The 26,601-nt window shown below is 42.8% G+C and carries 11 protein-coding genes and 2 pseudogenes; 9 read left to right on the forward strand and 4 right to left on the reverse strand.

Annotated features, from left to right (window positions below):
* Positions 1-349: 349 nt before the first annotated feature.
* Entirely contained in the window at positions 350-1,411 is a 1,062-nt protein-coding gene (locus LY387_RS25640; protein ID WP_234498096.1) for a replication initiation protein, read from the reverse strand.
* Between the two features lie 1,618 nt (positions 1,412-3,029).
* Entirely contained in the window at positions 3,030-3,176 is a 147-nt protein-coding gene (locus LY387_RS27310; RefSeq protein ID WP_419153492.1) for a transposase, read from the reverse strand.
* Positions 3,177-4,024: 848 nt separating this feature from the next.
* On the opposite strand from LY387_RS27310, the gene LY387_RS25645 reads away from it, so the two are divergent.
* The 4 genes and pseudogenes from LY387_RS25645 to LY387_RS25660 all read left to right on the forward strand — a co-directional run bounded on the left by LY387_RS25645 (position 4,025) and on the right by LY387_RS25660 (position 8,582).
* On the forward strand, positions 4,025-5,170 hold the full coding sequence (locus LY387_RS25645) for a replication initiation protein (RefSeq protein WP_234498097.1): 1,146 nt from the start codon (positions 4,025-4,027) through the stop codon (positions 5,168-5,170).
* A gap of 77 nt (positions 5,171-5,247) precedes the next feature.
* Positions 5,248-5,589: pseudogene (tnpA, locus tag LY387_RS25650) on the forward strand (IS200/IS605 family transposase); the annotation flags it as partial.
* A 657-nt stretch (positions 5,590-6,246) separates the two neighbouring features.
* Complete coding sequence (locus LY387_RS25655) at positions 6,247-6,537, forward strand: hypothetical protein (RefSeq protein WP_234498098.1); 291 nt, start codon at positions 6,247-6,249, stop codon at positions 6,535-6,537.
* A 1,679-nt stretch (positions 6,538-8,216) separates the two neighbouring features.
* Positions 8,217-8,582: a winged helix-turn-helix domain-containing protein gene (locus LY387_RS25660; RefSeq protein ID WP_234498100.1), complete on the forward strand. Its 366-nt coding sequence runs from the start codon at positions 8,217-8,219 to the stop codon at positions 8,580-8,582.
* A gap of 37 nt (positions 8,583-8,619) precedes the next feature.
* On the opposite strand, the gene LY387_RS25665 is transcribed toward LY387_RS25660, so the two are convergent.
* The gene (locus LY387_RS25665; protein ID WP_234498101.1) at positions 8,620-9,252 is read right to left on the reverse strand and encodes a ParB N-terminal domain-containing protein; all 633 of its coding nucleotides are present in this window, start codon (positions 9,250-9,252) and stop codon (positions 8,620-8,622) included.
* Position 9,253: 1 nt separating this feature from the next.
* Positions 9,254-10,414: a DUF3440 domain-containing protein gene (locus LY387_RS25670; protein ID WP_234498103.1), complete on the reverse strand. Its 1,161-nt coding sequence runs from the start codon at positions 10,412-10,414 to the stop codon at positions 9,254-9,256.
* 289 nt (positions 10,415-10,703) lie between these two features.
* On the opposite strand from LY387_RS25670, the gene LY387_RS25675 reads away from it, so the two are divergent.
* The 5 genes and pseudogenes from LY387_RS25675 to LY387_RS25695 all read left to right on the forward strand — a co-directional run bounded on the left by LY387_RS25675 (position 10,704) and on the right by LY387_RS25695 (position 26,223).
* Positions 10,704-11,708 carry an OmpA family protein gene (locus LY387_RS25675; RefSeq protein WP_234498104.1) on the forward strand — a complete coding sequence of 335 codons (1,005 nt, stop codon included), beginning with the start codon at positions 10,704-10,706 and terminating at the stop codon, positions 11,706-11,708.
* Between the two features lie 12 nt (positions 11,709-11,720).
* Positions 11,721-22,181 carry a beta strand repeat-containing protein gene (locus LY387_RS25680; protein ID WP_234498106.1) on the forward strand — a complete coding sequence of 3,487 codons (10,461 nt, stop codon included), beginning with the start codon at positions 11,721-11,723 and terminating at the stop codon, positions 22,179-22,181.
* A 1,102-nt stretch (positions 22,182-23,283) separates the two neighbouring features.
* A complete protein-coding gene (locus tag LY387_RS25685) occupies positions 23,284-24,114 on the forward strand; it encodes a hypothetical protein (RefSeq protein WP_234498107.1) in 831 nt (276 codons plus the stop codon).
* Positions 24,115-24,350: 236 nt separating this feature from the next.
* Complete coding sequence (locus LY387_RS25690; protein WP_234498109.1) at positions 24,351-24,836, forward strand: DUF723 domain-containing protein; 486 nt, start codon at positions 24,351-24,353, stop codon at positions 24,834-24,836.
* Positions 24,837-25,194: 358 nt separating this feature from the next.
* Positions 25,195-26,223 (forward strand): annotated as a pseudogene (locus tag LY387_RS25695) (IS110 family transposase).
* The last annotated feature ends 378 nt before the right edge of the window (positions 26,224-26,601 follow it).

Genomic DNA, 26,601 nt, shown 5'->3' on the forward strand with positions numbered 1-26,601 from the left:
TAACTTTTACACATGCGTTATAGGTAACTATTAGATAAATTATTAAAATCTATTAAACTTATCAGATCTATTATAACTATGACCACACATAACCTACTGATTTCATTTAATAAAATAGGGATTCAAACTACATTTAATCCGCTTTTATGATCACCCAATCCGACTTAATGATCATATCACCCTTACTTTTGATCTTTTAATGCAAGTATTTGATCTGTATATCCGCATACGTTGATCTCTTTACTCTCTAAAACATGACAGGTTTTCCGCGTTTTTGAGGAGGACACCCTGAATAACAGTGCATTTGGTCAATCAAGGTGTGGATATGTTACTTATCTCTATGTTTTAGTTAGTAATTGTCATCAGGAGCGATTTGCTTTAGTTCGTTCATGAATGCCTCTAGGGAACTTTGCATTTCCACAAGTTCTTCTTGCTCTTTTTCTCGCCGTTGGATGGCAAGTTTGATCTTGCTTGCACGCTCGTTCTCGCCAATTGAGGCATATGAATGAGCTAGGTTTTTAAGCTCGTCGATCGTTAGTTCGAAGCCGTCTTTTCGCTTTAGCTCTAACGTAGATATAATTTTTTTGATCTCACCAAGGTTGAGTGTATGTATAGGTTTCTTCTTATCTACCCACCTATATAAGAACTTGATTTTAGATATCTTCCTGCCTTCCCTGTAGACTTCATAACCATGGGTAGTACCATCTTTTGAATCGAAGAAGAGTATCTCTTGGTTGGCTTCAGGATCATCTTCTATCCCTCTAATACTTGCTTTGATACAGCGTTCTATAAAGACACTGTTGTTCGAAAATGAGCGCTTGCCCGACTTAATTTTACCTCCTGGATCATGGAGCCCAAAAAGTCCCTTCAGGTCGGATATATCAAAGGTTTGAAGGTAGGTTCCGCCGCCTTTGAATCGACTAAGAATTTCATACAACCGCTTGGCGTACTCCTTTTTGAGACTGAAGAAACTCTGTGTGTTGATAAGTGCGTAACTATTATTATACTCAATGTAAGCCTCTCGCAGTTCATCATTTGGTATCATCGTGAGTTTTCTATCTTTATACTTAACTCTCTTGAAAATAGATATAAAATCAAACTCTTGGACATCATCATTCTCATCGTCGACAGGCAATCCAATGTTTTTCTTAGTCAAGCGATCTGCCACAGGCTTAAGTGTTTTAGCTAACTCTTTTGGAGTGATGCCTAACCATCGAGATAGCTGTGTAGAGGCAAACTCATAGACTGGTGTTTCATTGTTATCCCAATCTTCTGGCCTCATGTGAGCGATCATCAATGCGAAGAGATCAGCTTCGCGTTGAGTTAGATCTTGTTGTGAAAACACTAACTTATGAGCTTTCTTGAATTGCTTTGGAAGAGTGTACTTCTTTGTAGTATTGACCTTCACCATGGTCTCTTCTCTATAGATCCGAATGACATTAGTATAACACCAAATCCGTGTTGTCATTACACTAAATCCGCGTTAATCACATGTTTTCAGTGTTTTTCTGTAAAGAATCAGTGTTTTTTCTTCAGTGCCTACTACCGTCATTATTGATCTACTATTTGGCGCTTAACAACACATAAAATCCGTGTGGCAATATTTAAACTGGTACTTGTTATGTCTTGAATCATGTACAAAAAAGTACATTTAACCGATTTAAGAGAACTGACACCACGTGAAATCCGTGTCCTCCCCTTAACTATAACACTACATCCGTGTATTATCTCGCTTAGAGCTGTGTGGGAAAGTCTGGATTATATCATTGATAATAATAGTTAAATCTTAAGGTGTAATATAATTTTAATCTTAGATTTGGAGAGAATTACACATTACTGATCATATTATCCGTGTGGTAGGGCTTGTTTTTGTCGAAGAAATATCAATCTCTCTGATTTATCCTTCATTATTGATCATATTATCCGTGTGACTGTTGCTTTAATGATCTTTTTATCCGTGATAACTTTCATGATATCAATTTAAGCTATTGATTTTTTGTTTTGTTATCACAGTGTATCCGTGCATTATTATGTTGCAATACATATTATCCGTACACGGATGATTGGTGTTTGCATGGAAGTTCGTTTGAGTTATGTCTAATGAAAATAGATGGGAATTTAGAATTTAGGTGAATGGTTCAACTATTGATGTATACTCCGTGCGATATTTTACTTTTAGATGATCATTTTGCCCGTGTATCAACACTCATTGCCCGTGTATCAACACTCATTATCCGCCAATTTACTAGGATAGAGCTCTGCTAACCTTATCTTAGGTTTGAAATATGTTATTTTGCTTGTTAAATTGATCTTATTTTCCGTTTAAATAACACATAATCCGTGTATTCATACAGATTTTCCGTTTTCTGCTGGTTTAATACTTAGTGTTGACTAAATCTGGAGCTAAGTGGTTGTTATGTATTCTTGATGTTACATTTTACTCATGTTTATTTTTTATTCAGAACATCATATCCGTGTTATGGGGTTTGTTTAGCGGGTTTTTTGTATTACATAGTATTTCAATACAGCTGGAGCTTAGACGTACACTTATGCGATGGCTTTGTTGCTGAGTCAAACTTAAGAGTAAACGGTATCTAAGTCGACAATTCTCTAAACCATATATTGAGTTCTTTTAAAGTGTTCGACATCGAAGCCTTCAGACTGCAACATAGAAGCAAGAGTCCTACTATCAGCAACGCCACGATTTATGTTAAAGAGCTGTTTAATTCTGCTGACTAACCGAATGCGATTAGCATCCGGTTTTCGTTGTTTAAACTCGTAGTAGCAGGAAGACGCAATATCGAACAGCTCACAAAGAACTTTGACCGGTTTATGCTCCCTCAACTGGTCAATTAGCAAAAACGTTCGAGTTCGTGTGACATTAAGAGAACTGTAGCTTTTTTTAGTATGGATTTTTCTCTTTCTAAGTGATTAATCTTAGCTTTTAACTCTTGGATCTTCTGCTGTTCTGGCGACAGAGCTTTGACTGTTGGCGCTTCTCCACCACGCTCAATTTAGAGTTGATCGACTTAGCGTCGTAAGGCCGTATCACCGATGTCTAGAGAACGTGCCGATTCAGATATTGAGTAACCTTGATCAAAAACTAAGCTTGCGGTATCTATTTTGAACTCAGAAGAAAATGTACGTCGTTGTCGTTTTGTTATTGAACACCTCATGTATGGTGGAGACTTTACCACCTAATTTGGTGTTCGGGATCATTAAACCATTACACTATCGCTAAAGTTTAAACTAAGATAAATGTAGAGTTTTAATTTAAGACTCTATATAAAAATCTATATAAAAATCTATATAAAGATCTATATAAAGATCTATGTGTACTGTTTTGTAGAGCTTAACTTCTTGTAGTATAAGTGTTTTTTTAATATTCGTTCGATTGGATTTTGCAATTTTTGACTTATTTTTATCAAAGTTAAAGATTTGTTTAGTCAACATTGATTTCTTTTTAGCGCAAGGCTACGGAAGTTATAAAAAAACTTATTTTTTTAGCTTACATTAGCTATGTTGGAGTGAATTTATTTTGAATGATTTTGTGTTTTCATTGTTCAATTGGTTTTAGTAAACTTCTACTGTTGATATCTATCTTCTATAAGTATGCTGCGAATTAAATGAATTTTATCATGTTTGGAGATGTTTTATCTTTGTTGTACTGGTGTTTTTAGATTCTACGGATTTTAGCATATTTAAACTTAACAACTCTAAATTGCCGGAATTTGGGGTTCTCTCAACGGATTTTATCATTGTAACTTAAGATTAGCCAAACTAAATTTATTTTATCATGTTAGATTTTTATTGTAACTCTTTGTATAAAATAGTTTTAATCGGAGGTGTGAGCTTTTGTAAGTCCTTGAGTACGAAAACTTCCCCAAAAACTTATCTATTAGGGTTTGTTATTTAATGATTTTTATCATACACTGTAAGAGTTTTAGCAGAAAAAATTATAAATGAGTTATAAATTTCATTTTTGGCTAAAAGTCATTTAAAGACATGACGTGGATCACTTTACATGAGTATAGAGAAAGATAAAATTCAACTAGAGCTACCAACCAACCTAGTAAGAAAGTACCACTCTGGTACGGAAAGCCATATAAAAAGCAATGATATTGTTTTTGCATCTCTTAAGCTTACACCAAAGATGTGTGATCTTATGTCGCTCCTGTTTACTAAAATGAGAGAAGATGATTGGTATGTCGATGGTGATGTAACGGGAGAGCACGCTGAGCCTTGCTATGAATTCACAGCCAAGGAAATTGCAGAGTTTTTTCCAAATATCAAGACGACTAATCAAGTGTCAGCAACGATCAAAAAGCCAGCACAACGGCTAATGGAAACAGCAATTGGTATAGAAAGAGGTAATGGTGACTTTCGCTATACCCCCCTTTTTTCTGATTGTATTTACGACAATGGTGTTCTGAGGATGTATCCAAATAATAGGCTAAGAGAGAGTTACATTGCTAAAGCTAAAACCAAAGGGTATGCACTTATCAACAATGAGCAATACTTAGCATTAAAAGACGCACATTCTAAGAAAACACTTGATTTACTAAGCCGTTTTAAAACAGGTAATCACCTTTACCCTCTGTCGTTGAAAAAGCTACAAATTATTTACGGTGTATACGGGCCGGATGGAAAATTGCAGCTCCCATCATATAAATCACCGAAGACGTTTTTATCTCGACTAATAGAGAGCTCACTAGAGACGATAGCGAACAGCCTGGAGTCTCAAGAGCGAATTGAGATAATGCGTAGCGAAGCCAAGGGTACGCTTGGCTATGAGGTCGTCAATGATGATAGTTCTGGCAAGATTGATGACAATACTCGAATCCGTTTTTTGTACCGTTGGACGGCAACGTTTTCGGAAGAAAACATTAAAGATGCGAAAAAAGAAGTAGAACGCTTGATGTTCCTAAATGCCAAAGTAATCAACGAAACAGGAAGTCGATTTGGTTTGACGGGTAATCAGTATCTTGAATTAGCCCAGAACCTCAAGGTTGTCTCAAGCGAATCAGAGGAAAGTGAGAAGTTCTATCAACCGATGATTGAAAAGGTTGAAAAAACATTAAACGAATTGATTACATCACTGGAAAAACAGCAACAGGAAGAGGAGATGTCGATGAAAAACAGCCTTATTGAGCTTAGTAATTATCTCTAAATTTAGGGCTTTGCCCGAAGGACTCTCATGTTCAAGGTATCCAAGTTTATAACCAGTAAATCAAGGAGAAAAAGAACATGAGCAGATATGAATCCGCTTCGCACGTATGTTACAGGTGCCAGTACCACATAGTTTAGACGTCGAAGTACCGACTCAAAATACTTAAGGGCAACTTGGGCAAAGAGTTGCCCTTAAGTATTTACATCTACATGAAAAACTGCAAAGTTGAACGTTCAAGTAGATAACGTCCACTTAGTTGTGAAAATGTCACCAAGTTTGAGCACTTCAAAGTATATGGGATTTGTTAAAGGATGGACAGCGATAAGGTTGTTCAGCAAATTTCCGTGTTTAAGAAAGCAGAAGTTATGGGGCATAACGTTTGGCAGCGTGGCTACTTTGTTGATTCGGTAGGAATGAACTAGGAAACAATCCGAAGATATGTCAGGCATCAAGATCGTGTGGAAAAGTAAGAGAAGAGCGTTATATGCATCGAGGGTTGAGTCACTAAAAGTTAACCCCCTCTAGGGGGCTACTCAAAGCAACCAGTTCTGTAGGTGGTTTTTTGCTCTTTCGTAGTTAGCTCAACCTAGGAAGATGTAGTTGAATAGATCATTGAGGAGGAGACGATTTTCGTGAAACACAAACAAAAGGTGGTAGTGCAACAGGCGAGTATCTTAATCATACTTTCGATGACCGTCAGTCTTATCTTAGTTAGACCTTATCGATATACTTAAGCCAATTGTACCGTCCATTGAAGAGTTGTTTGATAGGTTTATCTAAGGTTCATGAACTATAATATCGCTAGCGATTAAGTGGGTTGAGTATCTTTGGTTTCTGTCCCAGGCTGCTAAGGCGACTTGTTAATAACAGACTTTAGCCCTCATGATATAAAGGATTATTTTATATAAGGCCTTTACACGAATTGAGTGACTTCTATTGTGTAGTTAGTCGACAGTTAAAATATAAAATAATTTATAATTCGATGCTAGCTCCAAATTTGTGTTATTGTGTTTATATAAATTGACTATGATTATTATCATGACGTCAAGGGAAATCTAGAATGAAAAAAGGAGGAAGTGGGTGGTACTAGTACTGGTAATATACACACCAGTTTCCTACTTTTCGGGTTAGGCTACGGCCAAGATGATCAACGTATAGGCAGTATTGACGACAAAGTAGACGCTGACTCTCCAGTCCTATTGGGAAGCTTTTCTGAAGTTGGTGAAGTTAATGTAAACGTTGGTCTGAATTACACTTTGCTTTGGTCAGATCTAAGAGTGATAGTTGGAGGGGGAATAGACATAACTTATCATGGAAGTTACACCAATTGGTATGACTCAACAGAGGAGTTAGGTAAAAATGGTTAATTTTAGTACCCGGGAAGTAGTGGATTGAAGGTTGGGGGTATCGTTCACAGGTTCATACAAAAATCTTTTAATTGGCAAGAATTATAGATCTTTCAATAACGAAGTATTGGTTGGTCTTGGGTATTTATATACTATCTGTTAAATATGATAGCCAATAGGGTGGGTGTGATATTGTCTAATCTAGATGTGATGATGGATTATATTGCGTTCGAATATTCGTATAGTTTGTTTTTATTTACGAATGATATTCAGCTATGAATGATAACAAAGGAGATTATAATAACTTCAGATACTTAAATCCTCCTCACAATTCATATAACCTTCCATTGTTTACATGGTGGAGTTTTTTAATTGAAATACAAGTTTAAAAAATTGAAATTTAGACATGTCAAGTGCATTTCTATGAAGTTGAGGGTGTTTAGGATTCTGTGTCAACTAAATTTGGTTAGGTATTAAAGACATGATTGAAGTGAATTACTAGTTGAGACAACGTCTTATTCTAGTTTTTGATTGGCATTGTTTATTTCTTAAAAGTGTTTTGGTATTCTAGTGTGGAGGAATTTTAGCAATACTTTCGTTTGGAAATCTGACGATATTTGTAGTATAAATAGCGGTCTTTCGAACGTACTCGGTATATTTTAAGTAATCAGACAGGTTTTCTACTTGTTCCACCAATAATGATGCACAATCGGTTATTGCAGGTCTTATTTAGGCCCTAAGCGATCTAGTTCCATTTCAGCAGCCTCTTTGTGGTAACCGGTTTCAAGTCAACCATGGTTTTCTTTTGATGTTTGGAAGCAACATAATTCATGGAGTTGTAGATATTGGTGAATAATGCACTGCTGAACCATGGTATTAGGGTAAATGGTCGCGCACTCTAGCTCGGATAAACAGGTCAAGCAATTTCTTTTTTGACTTCAAGTTTCAGATCGTGTACAACGTTTTGCTGATATAGCAGCTATCTTCCTTAAAGCGGTTTTCATTTTAAAGTTCGGATGGCAGTCATTTTCTAGATGTTGTTACATCTCTGCCTTTAGGGCTGTTTCAATGGTCTATTTGATGGGAGGAGTTATTATACTATCTTTGCCTGTTGATCTTACTCTGACTGAAAATTTTTAATGGCTTGTTCTCCCCCTTAGCATTTACTTATTTCGCTATACTTTGGCTTCGAAGGTATGGAGTAACTTCACTTTTATTTTCTGACTCATATAGCCTCCTTGATAGCTAACAAGGAGATTGAGGTTATAACATGTTACATAGTTGCTAGATAAACGTTTTTATATAAATATTCCTTTGACAGTGCAGAGAGTTCGCTAAAGAATAATTTAACGTTCGTCTGGTCAATTTTAGTTATCGATCTATTACTCTGGAAGTTTTTCACCTTTCCTTCGCTGGGTAGTGTACTTTGTGTAGATTCTGGAATAAACATCTACATTTTTAGCTTTGTAACGATGGGTGTGTTGGATAGTTTGATCGTCTGGGTAGGGCATAACTCGCTTTTTACATCACAAAGCTACGTAATAATACGTTTGCCTTAACTCAGTGACCTTTCATACAATCAGCAAAGGTGGTTATTTGCTTGTTATTGTTTAATTATAATTAATTAATAATTAACATTAATGTTTCTTTTATGTAAATATAGTTGTGCTGATGATTTATCTTTTTAGGAGTGTTATTGAATGGAAAAGGAAAAGAATCAATCTCTTTTTGAAGGGAAAAAATACTTCAATTTAGATGGAAAAATATTTTACGAAAATGGATTGGTATTAGATGCTAAGACAGAAAGGTTAGTAACAAAAATATCAGAGGCGCAATTTAGAATTCTATTTAATCTATTTGAAAGTGAAGGGGTTATCATGTCAAAGCAAGAACTCATTCATAAAGGCTGGCAGGGTTCTGTTGTGTCAGAAGGCTGTTTACTAATGGCCATTTTTTCATTGAGGCAGTTATTGAAAAGGAACTATATAATTACTGTTCGTGGTATAGGGTATTACTTTATGTTACCTCAATCAATAAAAGTACAACGCGAATGTGTACACCACTAAGCTAGGATGGGAGGTGAGAAAAAATCATCTCCCGGTTTTATACCCAAGCTTTCGAAAAAGGCCTATTTCCAAAAGCTTCCAATAATCCAGTTGTTTGCAGCATTCTCAATATTTCATCTCTATCCATACCAAGCTCATTTGATATTGCATCATCGGTCCAGTTTAGAGCCTTTAGCTTCAATAGTAACTGTGATGTCAACTCAACCTGGTGTTGACCTTTTGCTAGATTGTGGCGAATTGTAGCTGACATTCGTTCTGGCAGATCGCGTTTTAAAGATACCGTTGGAATATAGCCTTGTAGGTTTGAAATCAGGTTAGGTTTACTTTTAATCAGTGTAAATCGATGATGTCCATCGATAATAACGTTGTTGTCTTTTTGTATTGGACAAACGATGATTGGCAATGTGAGTCCATCTCTTTGAATTGAATGGAGCAATAGTTTTTTTTCTGGTGGCGCAATAAAATTTGGATTGTAATCATTTACATATAAATGTTGAGGCTTTTTGAGAGTTACATTTAGTATCGGATGATCATAAACATCAATAATATTACGTTTAACTTTCGATAGTTTATTGAAAATGGCGACTCGTTCTTCGAAATCGAAATTCGTTTTTTGTTTACTTAACCTAACAAGTGAATCTACAAGTTCGGTGATGTTTTGATCTATCATATTAACTCCTCTTATTGGTTTGAAAATAACTGTCGTAATTTTCCAAGCATTTGTTTGATAGCGATTTATTTAGACCAAACGAAAGACCTCGACAAAGGAAGTCATTTTTTATTAAAACTTTGCATATCCTTCTCCAACTAGGGACTTTTTTTTGCGCTTCCAGTTTTTTATCTGCAAAATCAGGTATATGGCGTATGCCTAGGTGTTTTCCGTGCTTTTTCCACCAAACCAAAAATTGGAAAATTTTAGCGCGATAGTGCTGTTCCATATAAGGAGGCATACTGTGAAGGAGGAATTTTGCATAGCTTCGGTAAGTATGACCAGCGGGGAGCTCAAACCGATAATAGCCTAGAATTCGTCCCTGTTTTTTACTGTATTTTGCTCCAAAGTTACAACCTTGAACTCGACCAACTAAGCGTTGCCATGTATCTGGTTCTAGAATTTGATATAACCAAAGTCCTTTTCGTTGATCTTCTCCGAAGGGTTGGCATAGTCTCTGTTGTGATAGTGGTACTCCGACCTTATGCATTAATTCGTATATTCGGTTGTATGACCATAAAAATTTCGAGTTGGCAGCCCAAATATCCTCAACAGACCAATCATAAATAGGATAAGCTAAATAACAATGTTGAGAAACGTAAGTTGTCCAATTAATACCCTTAAATTTACCTTTTTTTTTGCTTTTAATTGTTTTGTATCGATAAAGTGACTCATCACTTCGTATTGCAATTAACCCTGCACAAGTGGTTTTTTTGATGCTTTGATACCAGAGCATGAATTGATTAACAAACTCTTCAAACTCCATCCCTTTTTTAAAAAATGGAAAATAACGTTCGTCATTAATAACAGAGTTAGTTGGTGGTAACTTTCTCACCCATAGCTCTTTCTCGTCAGGGTTCCAGCATAGCCATTTGGGTTGGAATTGGGATACAGAGTTCCGTAAGCTTAATGGTAAACATACCCAATAGGCATTCACTTCTGGCTTCTTTAGCATGCTGTCGACATACTCGACTGTGTGTTGATACTGAGCTTCTAAATCGACGACAAGAACATCCACAGGTAGTCGATTTCTTTTCTTAGCTTCTTCGATAACAATATTTAACAACACGCCAGAATCTTTACCACCCGAAAATGATACATAAAAATTCTGAAAATCATCCATTATAAGGTTTACTCTTTGTCTAGCAGCAATGTTGACGTCTATTTTTGCTCTATATTTCAATAGCTTATCATCTCTTTTGGTTAATTTCTACTGCTGATTTTAGAAGGTAAAAAACCACTTTGCATTTATTAAAATAATATAAAGTAAAGTTATTCCACTATTAAATACGAATTAATATTTGCATAGTCATTATTATAATTATTTTATAATGCAAAAATAGGTCAAACAATTGTTACTCTATTGGAGGATTAATTAAGTTTGTTAACACCCTTTTTATGTAGCCCTACTAATGACAATGAAAATCAAAAACTCTGTAATAACTTTCCTTTTTATCAATAGCTCTTTGTCCATTGCTGCGGAGGCAGACTCTGCTGCGGAGGCAGACTCGTTTGACCCTACTTGGTTTGCCCAAACTAACGTTGGTACGCAGCTTGCCGCTGATAACCTAAGCTCAAAATTAACTCATGGTGCATTAGTTGGTATTGCTGCTGGTCTAGAGTTTAATGAATATTTTTCATTAATATTGGGGTACCAATATCAGTCTGAATTGAGCGCGAACTCTTATACATTGTCAACATCTGTTTGGGATGTAAGCACCAAGTTCCGTTATAGTGTGTATCCGCAGCACTTTGTTTATGGAAGTGCTGGCGGGGCTTATTGGAGTTCTGATTATCGAAACATTTCTCTTTCGGGAAACGGTATTTCTCCGTTGGTTGGCATTGGCTATCAATATGACTATAAGAAATCGCTTAGTTTTGATGTTGGTTATCGCTTTTTGTATGGCATTGGTAATCGCGCAATAGGTAGCTATGATAGCCACCAATTTTTGCTCGGTGCAAAATACCGCTTTGGTGTTGCTTCTAAACTACAGGCGAAGCCAAAACCTATTTCTGACACTCATGAGCTTAAACGTGTCGAGTTGCTTACTGTGCGATTGGATCAATCCAAGAACTATTTTAAGACAGGTAGCTATCAAGTTGATCGGGCTGTTTTGTTCGAATTAGCAGAAATTATTAAGATAATGAAGAGTGAGCCGAAGGCAACAGCAATTATTACTGGGCATACTGACTCTACAGGTAACGTTGAGAGTAATCGGGTTTTGTCTGAGAGAAGAGCGTTGTCTATTGCTGAAATTATTCACAGCGAAGGAATTCATTATGATCGATTAAAAATTATTGGGAAAGGACAATCTGAGCCTATTGCTTCTAATGAAACTCTTGTGGGTCGGCAAGCTAATCGACGTGTAGAGGTCGATGTTGTATTAGAAACTTTAATTGATGAAGTTAGTTATTAGGTGACTTTCGGAATGGATATGCTTCGTTACTTTATTATTTTATTTTTGATAACCCTTGTTGCTGGATGTGATAACGGAGGGGCTTTTTTTAAAAATGAAACCCCCGATGATGTAAAAGAATTGGTGGATATTCAAATTCTACCCGCAATTGAGCTATCGCAGTCTTTAAATAGTCGAGAGGAGCTTACCATTGCAGAGGGGGGGGAGTTATACTTCCGTGCGATTGGGGTTTATTCAGATAGGACTACAGATGATATAACCGAGCTTTCCGAATGGACAAGTACTAATGAAGAAAGCTTGCTTTTGCAAAGTAATGGCAAGGGTATTGGCGTTAGCCCTGGGCATTCAGGTGTGATTGCAAGTTTGGGAGATGTTTTTAGTAGTACCATCAACGTAACTGTTGTTGGTGAAGAAATTGAGTCGATAAAAGTCACTCCTGAAATTTTAGATATCGGCCTTGGTGAGCGATCTCGAATGCGAGCTATTGCTACATACACTGATAAATCTACTGCTGATGTAAGCGAGTCAGTGAGCTGGGAGATTGACGATACAGGCATTGTTGGTTTAGTTGATGGTTTAGTTGAAGGTAGAACTGTTGGCACGACTCATATAAGGGCAACGTATAATGGAATAGAGAGTAATAATTCAACTATTAACGTGTGGAATCGAAGTTTAGAGCGTGTACTGTTAGAGCCGAACTTTATCGAGCTTCCGATAGGTGCATCCTATCAATTTTCGGTATTCGCTTTATATCGCGATAATGATACAGGCGAATATTTTACTAGTGATGTTACCGACCAGGTTTTTTGGATTGATGAGAGTGAAGATAATTCATTAATTCGTCTGACCAATGAAGGAGTAGTAGTGGCTCTATCTCGTGGTCATGCGCAAATCAGGGCACAATATCTAGAGCAACTTAGTGACTCGGGAAGTATTCATATCTTCGATGAAGAATTGTTGGCTTTGGAAATAAAACCTAAGTCCGGGGACTTATCGATCAATGAATTTATAAATTTTACTGCCATCGGGCTTTTTAGTGATTCTCGCCGGTATGATATGAGTTATTCCGTTGATTGGAGAGGAAACGATGCCAGTGTTTTGGCAGTAGTACCTCCTGGTTTAGGTTATGCGGTAGGGGCAGGAACAACATCGTTATACGCTCAATATGAGGCGATAAAGAGTGGTAAAGCGGAAGTTTCAGTTTCCGATAGGCAACTGGTTGACTTGAGTATTTTTCCAACAGACTTTGCTCTTGCGAAAGGTAGTGAAAAACGATTGGAAGCTTATGCGCATTATTCCGATGGAAAAGTTCGAAACATTTCATCAAGAGCTTCTTGGGAAATGTTGAGTGAGCCAACAATTGCAACGTTAGAGGAAAACTTAGTTACAGCTAAGGAGGTTGGAGTCGCTGAGTTTGCTGTGAATTTTGGTGGCTTTGAGGCCAGAACTCATGTAGAGGTTTTGGATGCGACGGTTGAGAATATTTCTATCTCGCCAGCTGTTTTTACTCTTGCTAACGGAAGGTCAAAACAACTTGAGGTATTTGCACATTATTCGAATGGAGCGATGCTAGATGTTACGAACACAGCGAAATGGAATAGTAGTGATTTTTTTGTTGCCGACAGTATTGGAGGTAACGTTGTAGCGAAAAATGTGGGGTCAGTTTCTATAACTGCAGACTACGCGGGCTATAGTGCAGTGTCTGATGTGACTATTAGTGATGCGGTAATGACCGGGTTTAATATAGAGCCTAAGGTTTTAAAACTTCCTAAAGGCGACACACTACTTTTGCAAACTTATGCATTATATTCTGATGGCAGTAAACTAGAAGTGACTGCATCTAGCCAATGGGAAAGTAGCGACCATTTTAAAGCAAGTGTCGTTGAAGGTAATGTAACAGCAAGGGAAGAAACGGGTACAGTTGTTATTACCGCTACTTATGATGAGTTTTATGACTCTTCATCTGTTGTATTGACTGATGCACAAATATCTAAAATAAGTATCGAACCGAAGTCTGTGCTTTTAGGGGAGGGGGATGTTTATCAGCTTGAAGCTATTGCACATTACTCGGATCGGACGGTTCAGACTATCACTCCTTCAGTTCAATGGACTACAAGTGATGTTTTGTTAGCACAGGTTGTAAAAGGATTAGTTACAGGAAAAGGTACATCGGGCGAGGCCTATATTGGTGCTGTTTATGGAAAATATAGGGATGAAGCACGCATTAAACTAACTGATGCAACAGTAATAGATGTAGTGGTAGATCCGGATTCGATATTCTTAGGGAACGGTGAAACTGAGCAATTACAAGCCATAGCATTATATTCGGATGGTTCTTCACAGCAAGTTACAGGCACAGCGATCTGGGCAACAGATGAGCCGTTGATTGCTGGTGTTCAGCAAGGCAGGGTAACAGGATATGGTACCTCTGGTACTGCTACAATTTCTGCTGCATACGGAGGGCATGAAGGTTCAGCAATAGTAACACTTACGGATCGTGTTGTGTCAAGGATAAGTGTTGAGCCAGAAGAGTTTGTTCTTGGGGATGGTGATAAAAGGCAATTAAGAGCATATGCGCATTACTCAGATGGAGGCTTTAGAGAGATTAATGGTATCGCTTCATGGGAGTCAGAAGCCCCTGAGCTAGCAAGCGTTAGAGGTGGTTTGGTCGCTGGTCACGCGAGTTCCGGTTCTTCAATTATTTCAGTGAAATATCTCGACTATACGGCAAGCTCAAGAGTTAGTCTGACCGATGCTAGTGTGGATGACGTTTTTGTTGTGCCAGAATCTTTTACTATTGGAAAAGGTGATGTGAGACAGTTAAAGTTATTTGCACGTTATTCTGATGGCCACATTCGAGAAGTAACAGCTGATAATTGGCGATCGACTGATGATACTTTAGTGAGTATTGAAGATGGCTTGGTGACAGGGCTTAGTAGTTCTGGTTTAGTAACTGTTTCAGCAAACTATGGCAATCATGTCGCTAGATCGGAAGTAACATTGACTAGCGCTGTGGTTATGGATGTGATGATCGACCCGTCTTCACTTACTCTAAGGGCTGGTGACAAACAAAGACTTAGACTATGGGCTATTTATTCAGATGGATCCAATCGTGAAGTTTATTCTAACTCTTGGTTTTCTAGTGATGTTACACAAGCCAGTGTAACTGATGGGCTTGTCACCACTTATGGCTCATCGGGCGAGGTATCTATTACCGCACATTATCGAGGACATTCCGCTACTTCCGTGGTTAATTTGACTGGCGCAACATTAGAGGACTTATGGATTGACCCTGATTCGTTTGTATTGGGAAATGGTGAAGAAAGAAAGCTTAGTGCTTATGCACTGTACTCTGATGGTACTTATCAAAAAGTCAATGCAGATTCTTGGAAGTCGAGTGATAGTACGTTGGTCGATGTATTCGATGGACGTGTACAAAGTAAGGGGAGTGTTGGTAGCGCGATTATTACAGCTGAATACAGCGGTTATTCTGCGACGTCAGAAGTATCTTTAACTACGGCAATTGTCGTCGACATAGATGTGCTGCCTAAGCAATTTGTGTTAGGTAAGAACAACGAAAAACAGTTAGAAGCATGGGCTCATTATTCTGACGGTTCAACTCAGAACATTACAGCAACAGCAACATGGGTGAGCAGTGAACCTTCATTAGCATTCGTAAATAGTGGGTTAGTCACAGGTGTCGAATCAGTAGGAAACGCCACTATTACTGCAAGCTATCACGGGCATTATGATAGTTCTTCAGTTCGCTTGTCTAGTGCCCATATTACGCGTCTTTCTATAGATCCAGATTCGTTCGTTTTAGGTAAAGGGTATTCAAAACAATTAGAAGTGACAGCATTATACTCTGATGGCAATGAGGAAGATGTCACTGCAGCAGCCTTTTGGCGAAGTGGAGATAATAGCATTGCTAGTGTTTTTCAAGGTCTAGTGACCGGGAATAATACATTTGGTTCTACGACGATTACGGCACAATATGGAGGCCATAGTGTCGATTCAGTAGTCACGCAGACAGGTGAGACAGTTCAGACGTTAATAATTGACCCCTCATATTTTGAATTAGGTCTAGGAGCCTCTCGACAACTCAGAGTGGATGCTCTTTATACTGGTGATGTTGGGCGTCAAGATGTCACATCGAGCATTAGGCATTGGTATTCGGATTCACCTTCAGTTGCTCGTGTTCTCAAAGGTAATGTAACTGCTACCGGGTCTGGGGGGGCAAGTATTGAAGCCCTTTACGGAGGTAGAAACGTTCAATCAACCGTTATCAGCAATCCAGGTGTGAGTTTAGTAGACTTAGAAGTCAGTCCGAAGAGCGTGAATTTGGCGAAAGGAGAGACTCAGCAACTGAAGGCGGAGTTGGTGTACAGTGACACATCGCGGAAAGATGTGACGGACTTAATCAATTGGAGCTCGAACAGCGCAGACGTTTTGGTGAGTGCAGGCGGGCAGGTGACGGCCCACGGCGACAGCGGCACGGCGACCATCACGGCCACTTATGCGGTCACGGGCGGCGACGACCTGACCGACACGGTGTTGGTGACGTTGGGCGGCAAGGCGCCGAAAGAGCTGGACATTAACGAGAGTGATTTCACCCTGCCGAACGGTGACAGCCAGACGCTGACCACCACGTTGACTTGGACTGACGGCACGACGGACAGTAACCCGTCGGCGGTGACCTGGCAATCGTCCAACCCGGTGGCGGTGTCGGTTGACTCGAACAGCGGGCAGGTGACGGCCCACGGCGACAGCGGCACGGCGACCATCACGGCCACTTATGCGGTCACGGGCGGCGACGACCTGACCGACACGGTGTTGGTGACGTTGGGCGGCAAGGCGCCGAAAGAGCTGGACATTAACGAGAGTGATTTCACCCTGCCGAACGGTGACAGCCAGACGCTGACCACCACGTTGACTTGGACTGACGGCACGACGGACAGTAACCCGTCGGCGGTGACCTGGCAATCGTCCAACCCGGTGGCGGTGTCGGTTGACTCGAACAGCGGGCAGGTGACGGCCCACGGCGACAGCGGCACGGCGACCATCACGGCCACTTATGCGGTCACGGGCGGCGACGACCTGACCGACACGGTGTTGGTGACGTTGGGCGGCAAGGCGCCGAAAGAGCTGGACATTAACGAGAGTGATTTCACCCTGCCGAACGGTGACAGCCAGACGCTGACCACCACGTTGACTTGGACTGACGGCACGACGGACAGTAACCCGTCGGCGGTGACCTGGCAATCGTCCAACCCGGTGGCGGTGTCGGTTGACTCGAACAGCGGGCAGGTGACGGCCCACGGCGACAGCGGCACGGCGACCATCACGGCCACTTATGCGGTCACGGGCGGCGACGACCTGACCGACACGGTGTTGGTGACGTTGGGCGGCAAGGCGCCGAAAGAGCTGGACATTAACGAGAGTGATTTCACCCTGCCGAACGGTGACAGCCAGACGCTGACCACCACGTTGACTTGGACTGACGGCACGACGGACAGTAACCCGTCGGCGGTGACCTGGCAATCGTCCAACCCGGTGGCGGTGTCGGTTGACTCGAACAGCGGGCAGGTGACGGCCCACGGCGACAGCGGCACGGCGACCATCACGGCCACTTATGCGGTCACGGGCGGCGACGACCTGACCGACACGGTGTTGGTGACGTTGGGCGGCAAGGCGCCGAAAGAGCTGGACATTAACGAGAGTGATTTCACCCTGCCGAACGGTGACAGCCAGACGCTGACCACCACGTTGACTTGGACTGACGGCACGACGGACAGTAACCCGTCGGCGGTGACCTGGCAATCGTCCAACCCGGTGGCGGTGTCGGTTGACTCGAACAGCGGGCAGGTGACGGCCCACGGCGACAGCGGCACGGCGACCATCACGGCCACTTATGCGGTCACGGGCGGCGACGACCTGACCGACACGGTGTTGGTGACGTTGGGCGGCAAGGCGCCGAAAGAGCTGGACATTAACGAGAGTGATTTCACCCTGCCGAACGGTGACAGCCAGACGCTGACCACCACGTTGACTTGGACTGACGGCACGACGGACAGTAACCCGTCGGCGGTGACCTGGCAATCGTCCAACCCGGTGGCGGTGTCGGTTGACTCGAACAGCGGGCAGGTGACGGCCCACGGCGACAGCGGCACGGCGACCATCACGGCCACTTATGCGGTCACGGGCGGCGACGACCTGACCGACACGGTGTTGGTGACGTTGGGCGGCAAGGCGCCGAAAGAGCTGGACATTAACGAGAGTGATTTCACCCTGCCGAACGGTGACAGCCAGACGCTGACCACCACGTTGACTTGGACTGACGGCACGACGGACAGTAACCCGTCGGCGGTGACCTGGCAATCGTCCAACCCGGTGGCGGTGTCGGTTGACTCGAACAGCGGGCAGGTGACGGCCCACGGCGACAGCGGCACGGCGACCATCACGGCCACTTATGCGGTCACGGGCGGCGACGACCTGACCGACACGGTGTTGGTGACGTTGGGCGGCAAGGCGCCGAAAGAGCTGGACATTAACGAGAGTGATTTCACCCTGCCGAACGGTGACAGCCAGACGCTGACCACCACGTTGACTTGGACTGACGGCACGACGGACAGTAACCCGTCGGCGGTGACCTGGCAATCGTCCAACCCGGTGGCGGTGTCGGTTGACTCGAACAGCGGGCAGGTGACGGCCCACGGCGACAGCGGCACGGCGACCATCACGGCCACTTATGCGGTCACGGGCGGCGACGACCTGACCGACACGGTGTTGGTGACGTTGGGCGGCAAGGCGCCGAAAGAGCTGGACATTAACGAGAGTGATTTCACCCTGCCGAACGGTGACAGCCAGACGCTGACCACCACGTTGACTTGGACTGACGGCACGACGGACAGTAACCCGTCGGCGGTGACCTGGCAATCGTCCAACCCGGTGGCGGTGTCGGTTGACTCGAACAGCGGGCAGGTGACGGCCCACGGCGACAGCGGCACGGCGACCATCACGGCCACTTATGCGGTCACGGGCGGCGACGACCTGACCGACACGGTGTTGGTGACGTTGGGCGGCAAGGCGCCGAAAGAGCTGGACATTAACGAGAGTGATTTCACCCTGCCGAACGGTGACAGCCAGACGCTGACCACCACGTTGACTTGGACTGACGGCACGACGGACAGTAACCCGTCGGCGGTGACCTGGCAATCGTCCAACCCGGTGGCGGTGTCGGTTGACTCGAACAGCGGGCAGGTGACGGCCCACGGCGACAGCGGCACGGCGACCATCACGGCCACTTATGCGGTCACGGGCGGCGACGACCTGACCGACACGGTGTTGGTGACGTTGGGCGGCAAGGCGCCGAAAGAGCTGGACATTAACGAGAGTGATTTCACCCTGCCGAACGGTGACAGCCAGACGCTGACCACCACGTTGACTTGGACTGACGGCACGACGGACAGTAACCCGTCGGCGGTGACCTGGCAATCGTCCAACCCGGTGGCGGTGTCGGTTGACTCGAACAGCGGGCAGGTGACGGCCCACGGCGACAGCGGCACGGCGACCATCACGGCCACTTATGCGGTCACGGGCGGCGACGACCTGACCGACACGGTGTTGGTGACGTTGGGCGGCAAGGCGCCGAAAGAGCTGGACATTAACGAGAGTGATTTCACCCTGCCGAACGGTGACAGCCAGACGCTGACCACCACGTTGACTTGGACTGACGGCACGACGGACAGTAACCCGTCGGCGGTGACCTGGCAATCGTCCAACCCGGTGGCGGTGTCGGTTGACTCGAACAGCGGGCAGGTGACGGCCCACGGCGACAGCGGCACGGCGACCATCACGGCCACTTATGCGGTCACGGGCGGCGACGACCTGACCGACACGGTGTTGGTGACGTTGGGCGGCAAGGCGCCGAAAGAGCTGGACATTAACGAGAGTGATTTCACCCTGCCGAACGGTGACAGCCAGACGCTGACCACCACGTTGACTTGGACTGACGGCACGACGGACAGTAACCCGTCGGCGGTGACCTGGCAATCGTCCAACCCGGTGGCGGTGTCGGTTGACTCGAACAGCGGGCAGGTGACGGCCCACGGCGACAGCGGCACGGCGACCATCACGGCCACTTATGCGGTCACGGGCGGCGACGACCTGACCGACACGGTGTTGGTGACGTTGGGCGGCAAGGCGCCGAAAGAGCTGGACATTAACGAGAGTGATTTCACCCTGCCGAACGGTGACAGCCAGACGCTGACCACCACGTTGACTTGGACTGACGGCACGACGGACAGTAACCCGTCGGCGGTGACCTGGCAATCGTCCAACCCGGTGGCGGTGTCGGTTGACTCGAACAGCGGGCAGGTGACGGCCCACGGCGACAGCGGCACGGCGACCATCACGGCCACTTATGCGGTCACGGGCGGCGACGACCTGACCGACACGGTGTTGGTGACGCTTGAGTCAGAGGTCGTAATTACAGATATTACGAGCTCGCTAGACGATATACTTTTAACTGTCGATGCTACAGAAACTGTCACGTTAACGGCTGAGTATAGCAATAACACTACAGGCTCATTCGATCCGTCTTTGGCTATGTGGAATTCTACAAATGAAGCTGTTGCGGTAGTTAATGACGACGGTGCAATTACGGGAGTCGGAACAGGAAGCTCAACGATAAGTTGGTTTTACGAGAGTGAAAGTGACTTTTTCCTAGGCATTATTAGTGTATCTGTATACGAGGGTACTATTGAAGAAATCATTATTACTCCTGACCCTATTAGCATTCCTTTAGGGGTTGATTCGTTGGTAGTAGCGGAAGCGAAATTGTCCAGCGGGGATTATGTTGATGTGACGGAGTGGGTATCGTGGGATGTTACTGATGAGAGTATCGTGGTATCAGGTGAAGGAGGACGATTGACTCCGATATCATTGGGGCAAACGCAATTAATCGCGAGGTTTAATGGGCACGTGAAAATTGTTGATATTGAGGTAACTGATATTCTTATCACTGCAGTTAAACTCGAAATTGATCCTAAAGTATTAACACTGCTTATTGATACCCCATATACTGTGTCTGCAAAAGTGGTGGATGCGGATGGGAATGAACACGATGTAACTATAGATTCGTTAGATGTTGTGGTCTCGGACGCAGATATTCTTCAGGTGAGTGATTTGACAGCTATAGGAATAGCCCCAGGGCAGGCGTATGTTGACTTTGCTCTAAAGTCGGATGCGACAGTGAGCTCTCGGCTTGATCTAAACGTTTTATACGGTGATTCAGTTTACCTCCGCGGACTACCAGCTCAGGTATATATGTCGGATTTGGTGTCTTATGGTTCAACACCTAGTTCGGGAGAGTTTGAAGTCGATGGTACTTGGGATGCTCATTTGCAAGAGCAGTGTAGCGAGTCGAGAGGTGCTTATTTGTCACCTGAACAAGTTTTGTCGAATCAAGACCTAAAGAGTAAGTTTGAAGGGCTTCATAATTTAGCATTAACCACCATTGCGACAGTGCCATACTCACGTCGTTCGCGAGTTAGTTATCGAGATGTTGTCCATCAAACGCCGGGCGGGTCTTCTTCATTGGCTCCAATCACAACAGGATACTTATATTCAGAGGAGAGGCCAACGATGTACCTCGTACTAGGAGGAAAGCTAGTACGAGGTGAAACAGCGTTCAACGTTGCGGGTGGTGATAGAGTATTGGATGACTACCCGATTTCATCGAAAAATCTGCTTAAAGGCGCAAGTAGTTATGGCTCAGGCGTAGTGGACGATTATGAGACTAAATCAATCGTATACCAAGGCGTCGGTAGATACGTTTTCTCACCTTATCATAGCACTCATTGGAAAGATGTTCATCGGTGGTTGAAGGCAACAGATTTCAAGAATCTACTAAGTGTCTTCTCAGATGCTAGGAGAACAGAAGAGTCTACTTGGCAAAGTGAACTGATATATTATTGTATAGATGGTATGTGTGATAATCCCAAGGGAAATATAAGAACAATTGGTAGAGATGGACGTTGGTCCGAAGAGCCTTATCGTCTCCTTACAAATTGTCTTGGAGGTCAGGCCGCCTGTTTTGATGAGGATAAGTATCATAATAGTGAAAATAGATCGGGTGCACGTGATTTTTACCTCAGAGGGCATTATGAAACCATACGGCCATTGGCGGATCTTTTGCGTCACGGAGAAGAGGTTGCTCAAACACGGTCAACAAGTCAAGCTGCTATAGACGGGGGGTATAAGGGAGGGAAGTATGATACTGTTCTAATTAATGGCACATCCTATCATAGTATTTCACGCAAATATGTGGATACGGCGGATTTTTCCGACCCAGATGATGATTATCCTTATTTAAATGGACATACAGGAGAGCTAATACGGTATGAACCTGGTGTTTTCGTAGCTGATGCACTCTATTTGGGTACAAATGTTATTTGTGTTAGGGATAATTAGATAACCTAACCTACTCGAGTAGGTACGGCTTTTTTCGTAAAGTTAGAGAATAAAGAGCTGATAACTAGATCCAATAGTGTTTGAGGACGTCGGATTCCCTTTTGATGTCACATTAACACGGATAGACTCGAAGCTTATAGGTTTCAAGCACCGAGATGAGATACGACGACTCTAATAGGACCTTGTATACGTTTGCCACAGCCGTTGATGTAGCCATGCCACCAAAAATTGCGGGCAGGCAGTTGGACATAGATAATTATATGAACCTAGAGTCGTTGTTGTTGGGTTACCGAGAGATGAGTAGCGGATGGTCAAGAGGGTGGAAAGCCTGAGACAACTCTTCGGCGGGCGACAGTGACGGATATAGTAATAGGGGGAGTTGAGATTTTTATCCAGAAATAATAGTGTATGTGCCGGGTGTTTTCGCTTCAGACGCAATTTATCCTGCGACTAATGTTGCTTTTGTAGTTGGACAACATTCCATGACCGTATGTATCGATGTTTGTTAAGGGAGTGTGAATTTTAACCCGCTTTATATACTTGCCTACACGTTGGAGTTGCTCCTGTCGACTTCACTGCTGTGTTTGCTTGTAAAACTAACGCAGTTTTAATTTACAACACATAAGGGGTCGACGATAGCCGGTGTGGTTTTATTGGTAGTTTAGTCAGTTGAGCTCTTTTTTTTGTATTGCCGATAAATGTTTTATCGGGATGGGAAAATGAAATGTTTGTGTAGTGTTTTTATAGTCTTTCGTAGGGTATGTTGAGTGTGTCGATAAAATAACTATGATATTATTTGTTGTTATTTATTAATAGTGTTGTTTATTTAGGTGCTTATAGCTCAGGATAGCTATAAAATATGTGGTCTCCGTTATTGTAACTACAATTTAATAATAACGGTGTTATGTACCAGAGGTAGAAAAGTGGCTGCGTTGGTGTTGGAAACCCAGTCGGCAGGTTGATGAGACTATGTCCGAGTAGGTGGTCGCTGTATGTACTTCAAGCTCACTGATGTTTTAGTTTCACTTTGTTTCAAGTTAGGAGAGTTACATTTAAAGTAAAGTGTATGCTCGTTAGTATTATATTAAATAGGGAATTATAAATGACGAAAGCGCTAAGCTCGGCAGTATTGGGGGTTTTAGTAATGAGTCAGGTACACGCTGCTGAAGTTAATATAACAGAAGTAGAGCAGTTCATTAGACAAAACTGTTCGATTAGCACGGCTGAGCAAGGACTTCCTAGCTTGTCGGCGTCTTGTCCAATTGGTCACGGCATATATCAAGGAATGGAACCCAGTTCGCCCGAAAAGAATTTTTTTTGGGTTCAGTGCGGCGCAGATATTCACTCAATGAATGAGTCGCAATTGACTCGGAAAGTTGTAGAGATAACAGAAAATAACGTTGTCCAGTCTTATGACGGTGAATACTATCGTTGTCTAAATGGACCGTATGAGGCGTATAAAGATGCGGTTCAAGTTAATCGTTATATGTCCCGGTTATTGGGCATTGAAGGTTTTGTTCGACAAGTATTTTTGAATGAGCAACTTTTAAAAGATGGTGGGGGTTTACAAGATAACAAGGGTAGTGGGTTGTCTATGGTTGAGCCGACATTATTAAATCATACGCAAGTAGGGGGCATAGTACTCTTTATACCGGTTTATTATGACGACAAGCTCTCTTTCTATCGTGAAGCCAATAGTTTCTGGAATCGGATGACATTGAAAGACGCAACTAAGGTGTGTCTGTCTCTAGACGCTGAGTTAATTAAAGGTGAAGACATTGACTTGCTTGAGCAGCATGAAAATGCTGCATCTTGGCCAAGCGTCATTCCGTTTTGGACACAGTCTGGTAATGTAAGAGCCTTCGGTGGAAAAACTTACACGTCGACGGAAAATTCAAAATTCTACATAGCCTGTCGCCAACCCAAAGGATAAAACTAGTTGGAATTGAGCTAGAAAGTACCATTGAAGATGTCATATTAGTATGGTGTTAGGAATGGACTGCAGAGTAACGTAGGTTCATAGTAGAGCGACTGCGATAGTTATGTTTTATTGTGATAGGTATTTACAAAGTTAAATCAGTGACAAGAAAGAATCAATTCATACAGCAGAGCCTGTAAATAACTTTATGTAACTGCCTTGGTTATATAAATTGATATGGAGCACCTATAATGACCATCTTAGATAGTGATTCAGTAGGTATAAAGAAAAGCGTGAACAAGATAAATTCGACCAAGAAAGCTGCCAAAGAGTACTTCATTCAACAAGCCACCGTAAAGTTTAACGGACGATATGATTACCAGTATATCGATTACGATAATAACCGGACGCCAGTTATTATCGTTTGCCCTGTTCACGGACAGTTTGAACAAACACCGTCCGGACACTTACGCTCTAAAACTGGATGTGCTCGATGCTCCTTTTCTCATCGTTCAGATGAAAATCGTTATACGAAGGAATACTTTCTTGTCCAGGCAAAGAAAAAATTTGGAGATAAATTTGGCTACCAGGATGTCGACTACAAAGGCATGAAGTATCCAGTCAGTATCCATTGCCTAATACACGGTAAGTTTACAGCGACTCCAAGCAATCATATTAGATCAAAATTTGGTTGCCTTCAATGTGCCAGAGATTACACCAAACACTACCTACGCTAAACATCAAAAGCTCATCGAGATAATACATTGATGATAAATATGCAACTGTATAAAATATTTAGGTGTGCTTATGGGGTGCTTTGAATTATCAGTAAGCGCGTCATAAGCCCCGCATTCTAATTGCCTATCACGAATAATAAGATCAAGTCTCTAGCCATAGGATATTTGAAATAGGAAAACGACGTATTAATTAAGAGTGGCAAACGCTTATCGAGCAATCTGAATCGAGTTTATTGTCAACACTCGCATTTTGTAAGTTCAATGAACCTAATCCCTTAACGAATGATATGGACTCCTTCTTCCTGAGCCGCAGCGTGCCATAGTTAACTATGAATATGCTTAGAAACTGGAGGTTACTATGTCCACTATTCAAATTATTGGCGTTGACCTTGCCAAGAATGTGTTCAGTATTCATGGCGTTAATGCATATGGTAAGTACGTCCTACGCAAAACTGTTAAAAGAAACAAACTCTTAGCAACATTCGCCAATTTACCATCCTGCCTTATCGGTATGGAAGCATGCTCTGGTGCACACCATTGGGCGAGAGAGCTACGTAAGCTCGGCCATAACCCGAAAATAATGGCGTTCAAATTCGTTATTCCATATCGACAAAATGAGAAGAACGATGCCAATGACGCAGAGGTCATCTGCGAAGCCGTATCCAGACCCAAAACGCGATTCGTCTCTATCAAAAATGAAGAGCAACAAGCTGTGCTTTGTCTGCATCGTATTCGTTAGGGATTAATTAAAACCAGAACCGCAACGATTAACCAACTAAGGGGATTACTCTCTGAATTTGGCCTTGTTATGCCACAAGGTCGCTACTCAGTTCAAAACGCCATCAATGACATTCTTGAAGATGCCGAACATGGTTTACCTATGCTAACCCGTGAGCTGCTTCAAGATCTCTCGGAAAAAATTCAAAGTCTTAACCTTGAAATCCTGCACTATGACCGAAGAGTCTCAGCATTAGTCCGAGAAATGGCTTTCGCAAAAGTCCTTATGGATATTCCTGGTGTCGGTGAACACAGTGCAAGTGCCATTGTAGCTACCGTAAATGACGCAAAGCAATTTGGCTCCAGTCGCCAGTTCGCGGCATGGATAGGTTTGGTTCCAAGACAATACTCAACAGGTGGCCATGTTCACCTTGGTCGCATTAGCAAAAGAGGCGAAAAACACATTCGCACTCTGCTTATTTATGGTGCGAGAGCTGTCATTGCCCGCTGTAAAGAGAAAACGGATAGAACAAGTCTATGGTTGCGGCAACTCGTTGAACGACGAGGTTATAAGCGAGCTGCCGTCGCACTAGCAGCTAAGAATGCTCGAATAATTTGGGCGCTATTAACAACAGAAACCGAGTATAAAACTAACTATATAAACGGTTAGCCCTTACCGAGTCAAAGCAATGGCAATTGATGACAATACGACCAGACCGAGATACCAAAACCTGTTTAGTAAGGAAGTAGAAAATACTGTCTAACGAATGAGGTTGGTATCATGCAAATATCATCAGGGTGACGGAGAAATTCCGATGAAAAACCGAATGTAGTGCTGCTGTCCGATCCACTGTTGTCAGCGGTAGCTATTGTTGGCAATAGAGGGAGTCCATGTAGTTTATGCTAAGCGCCGGCAACTACATAAGACTGGTGCATCTTAAAGCTTTGTTAAAGCAGAGGCCAATGAAAAGGTGACTAAGTATTAGGGGCTTTGTTGCTGAAATCAAATGAACTAAATCAAAATCTTACGATCAGATCAGGAACATTC

It is taken from the genome of Vibrio maritimus, assembly GCF_021441885.1.
Taxonomy (GTDB): Bacteria; Pseudomonadota; Gammaproteobacteria; order Enterobacterales; family Vibrionaceae; genus Vibrio; species Vibrio maritimus_B.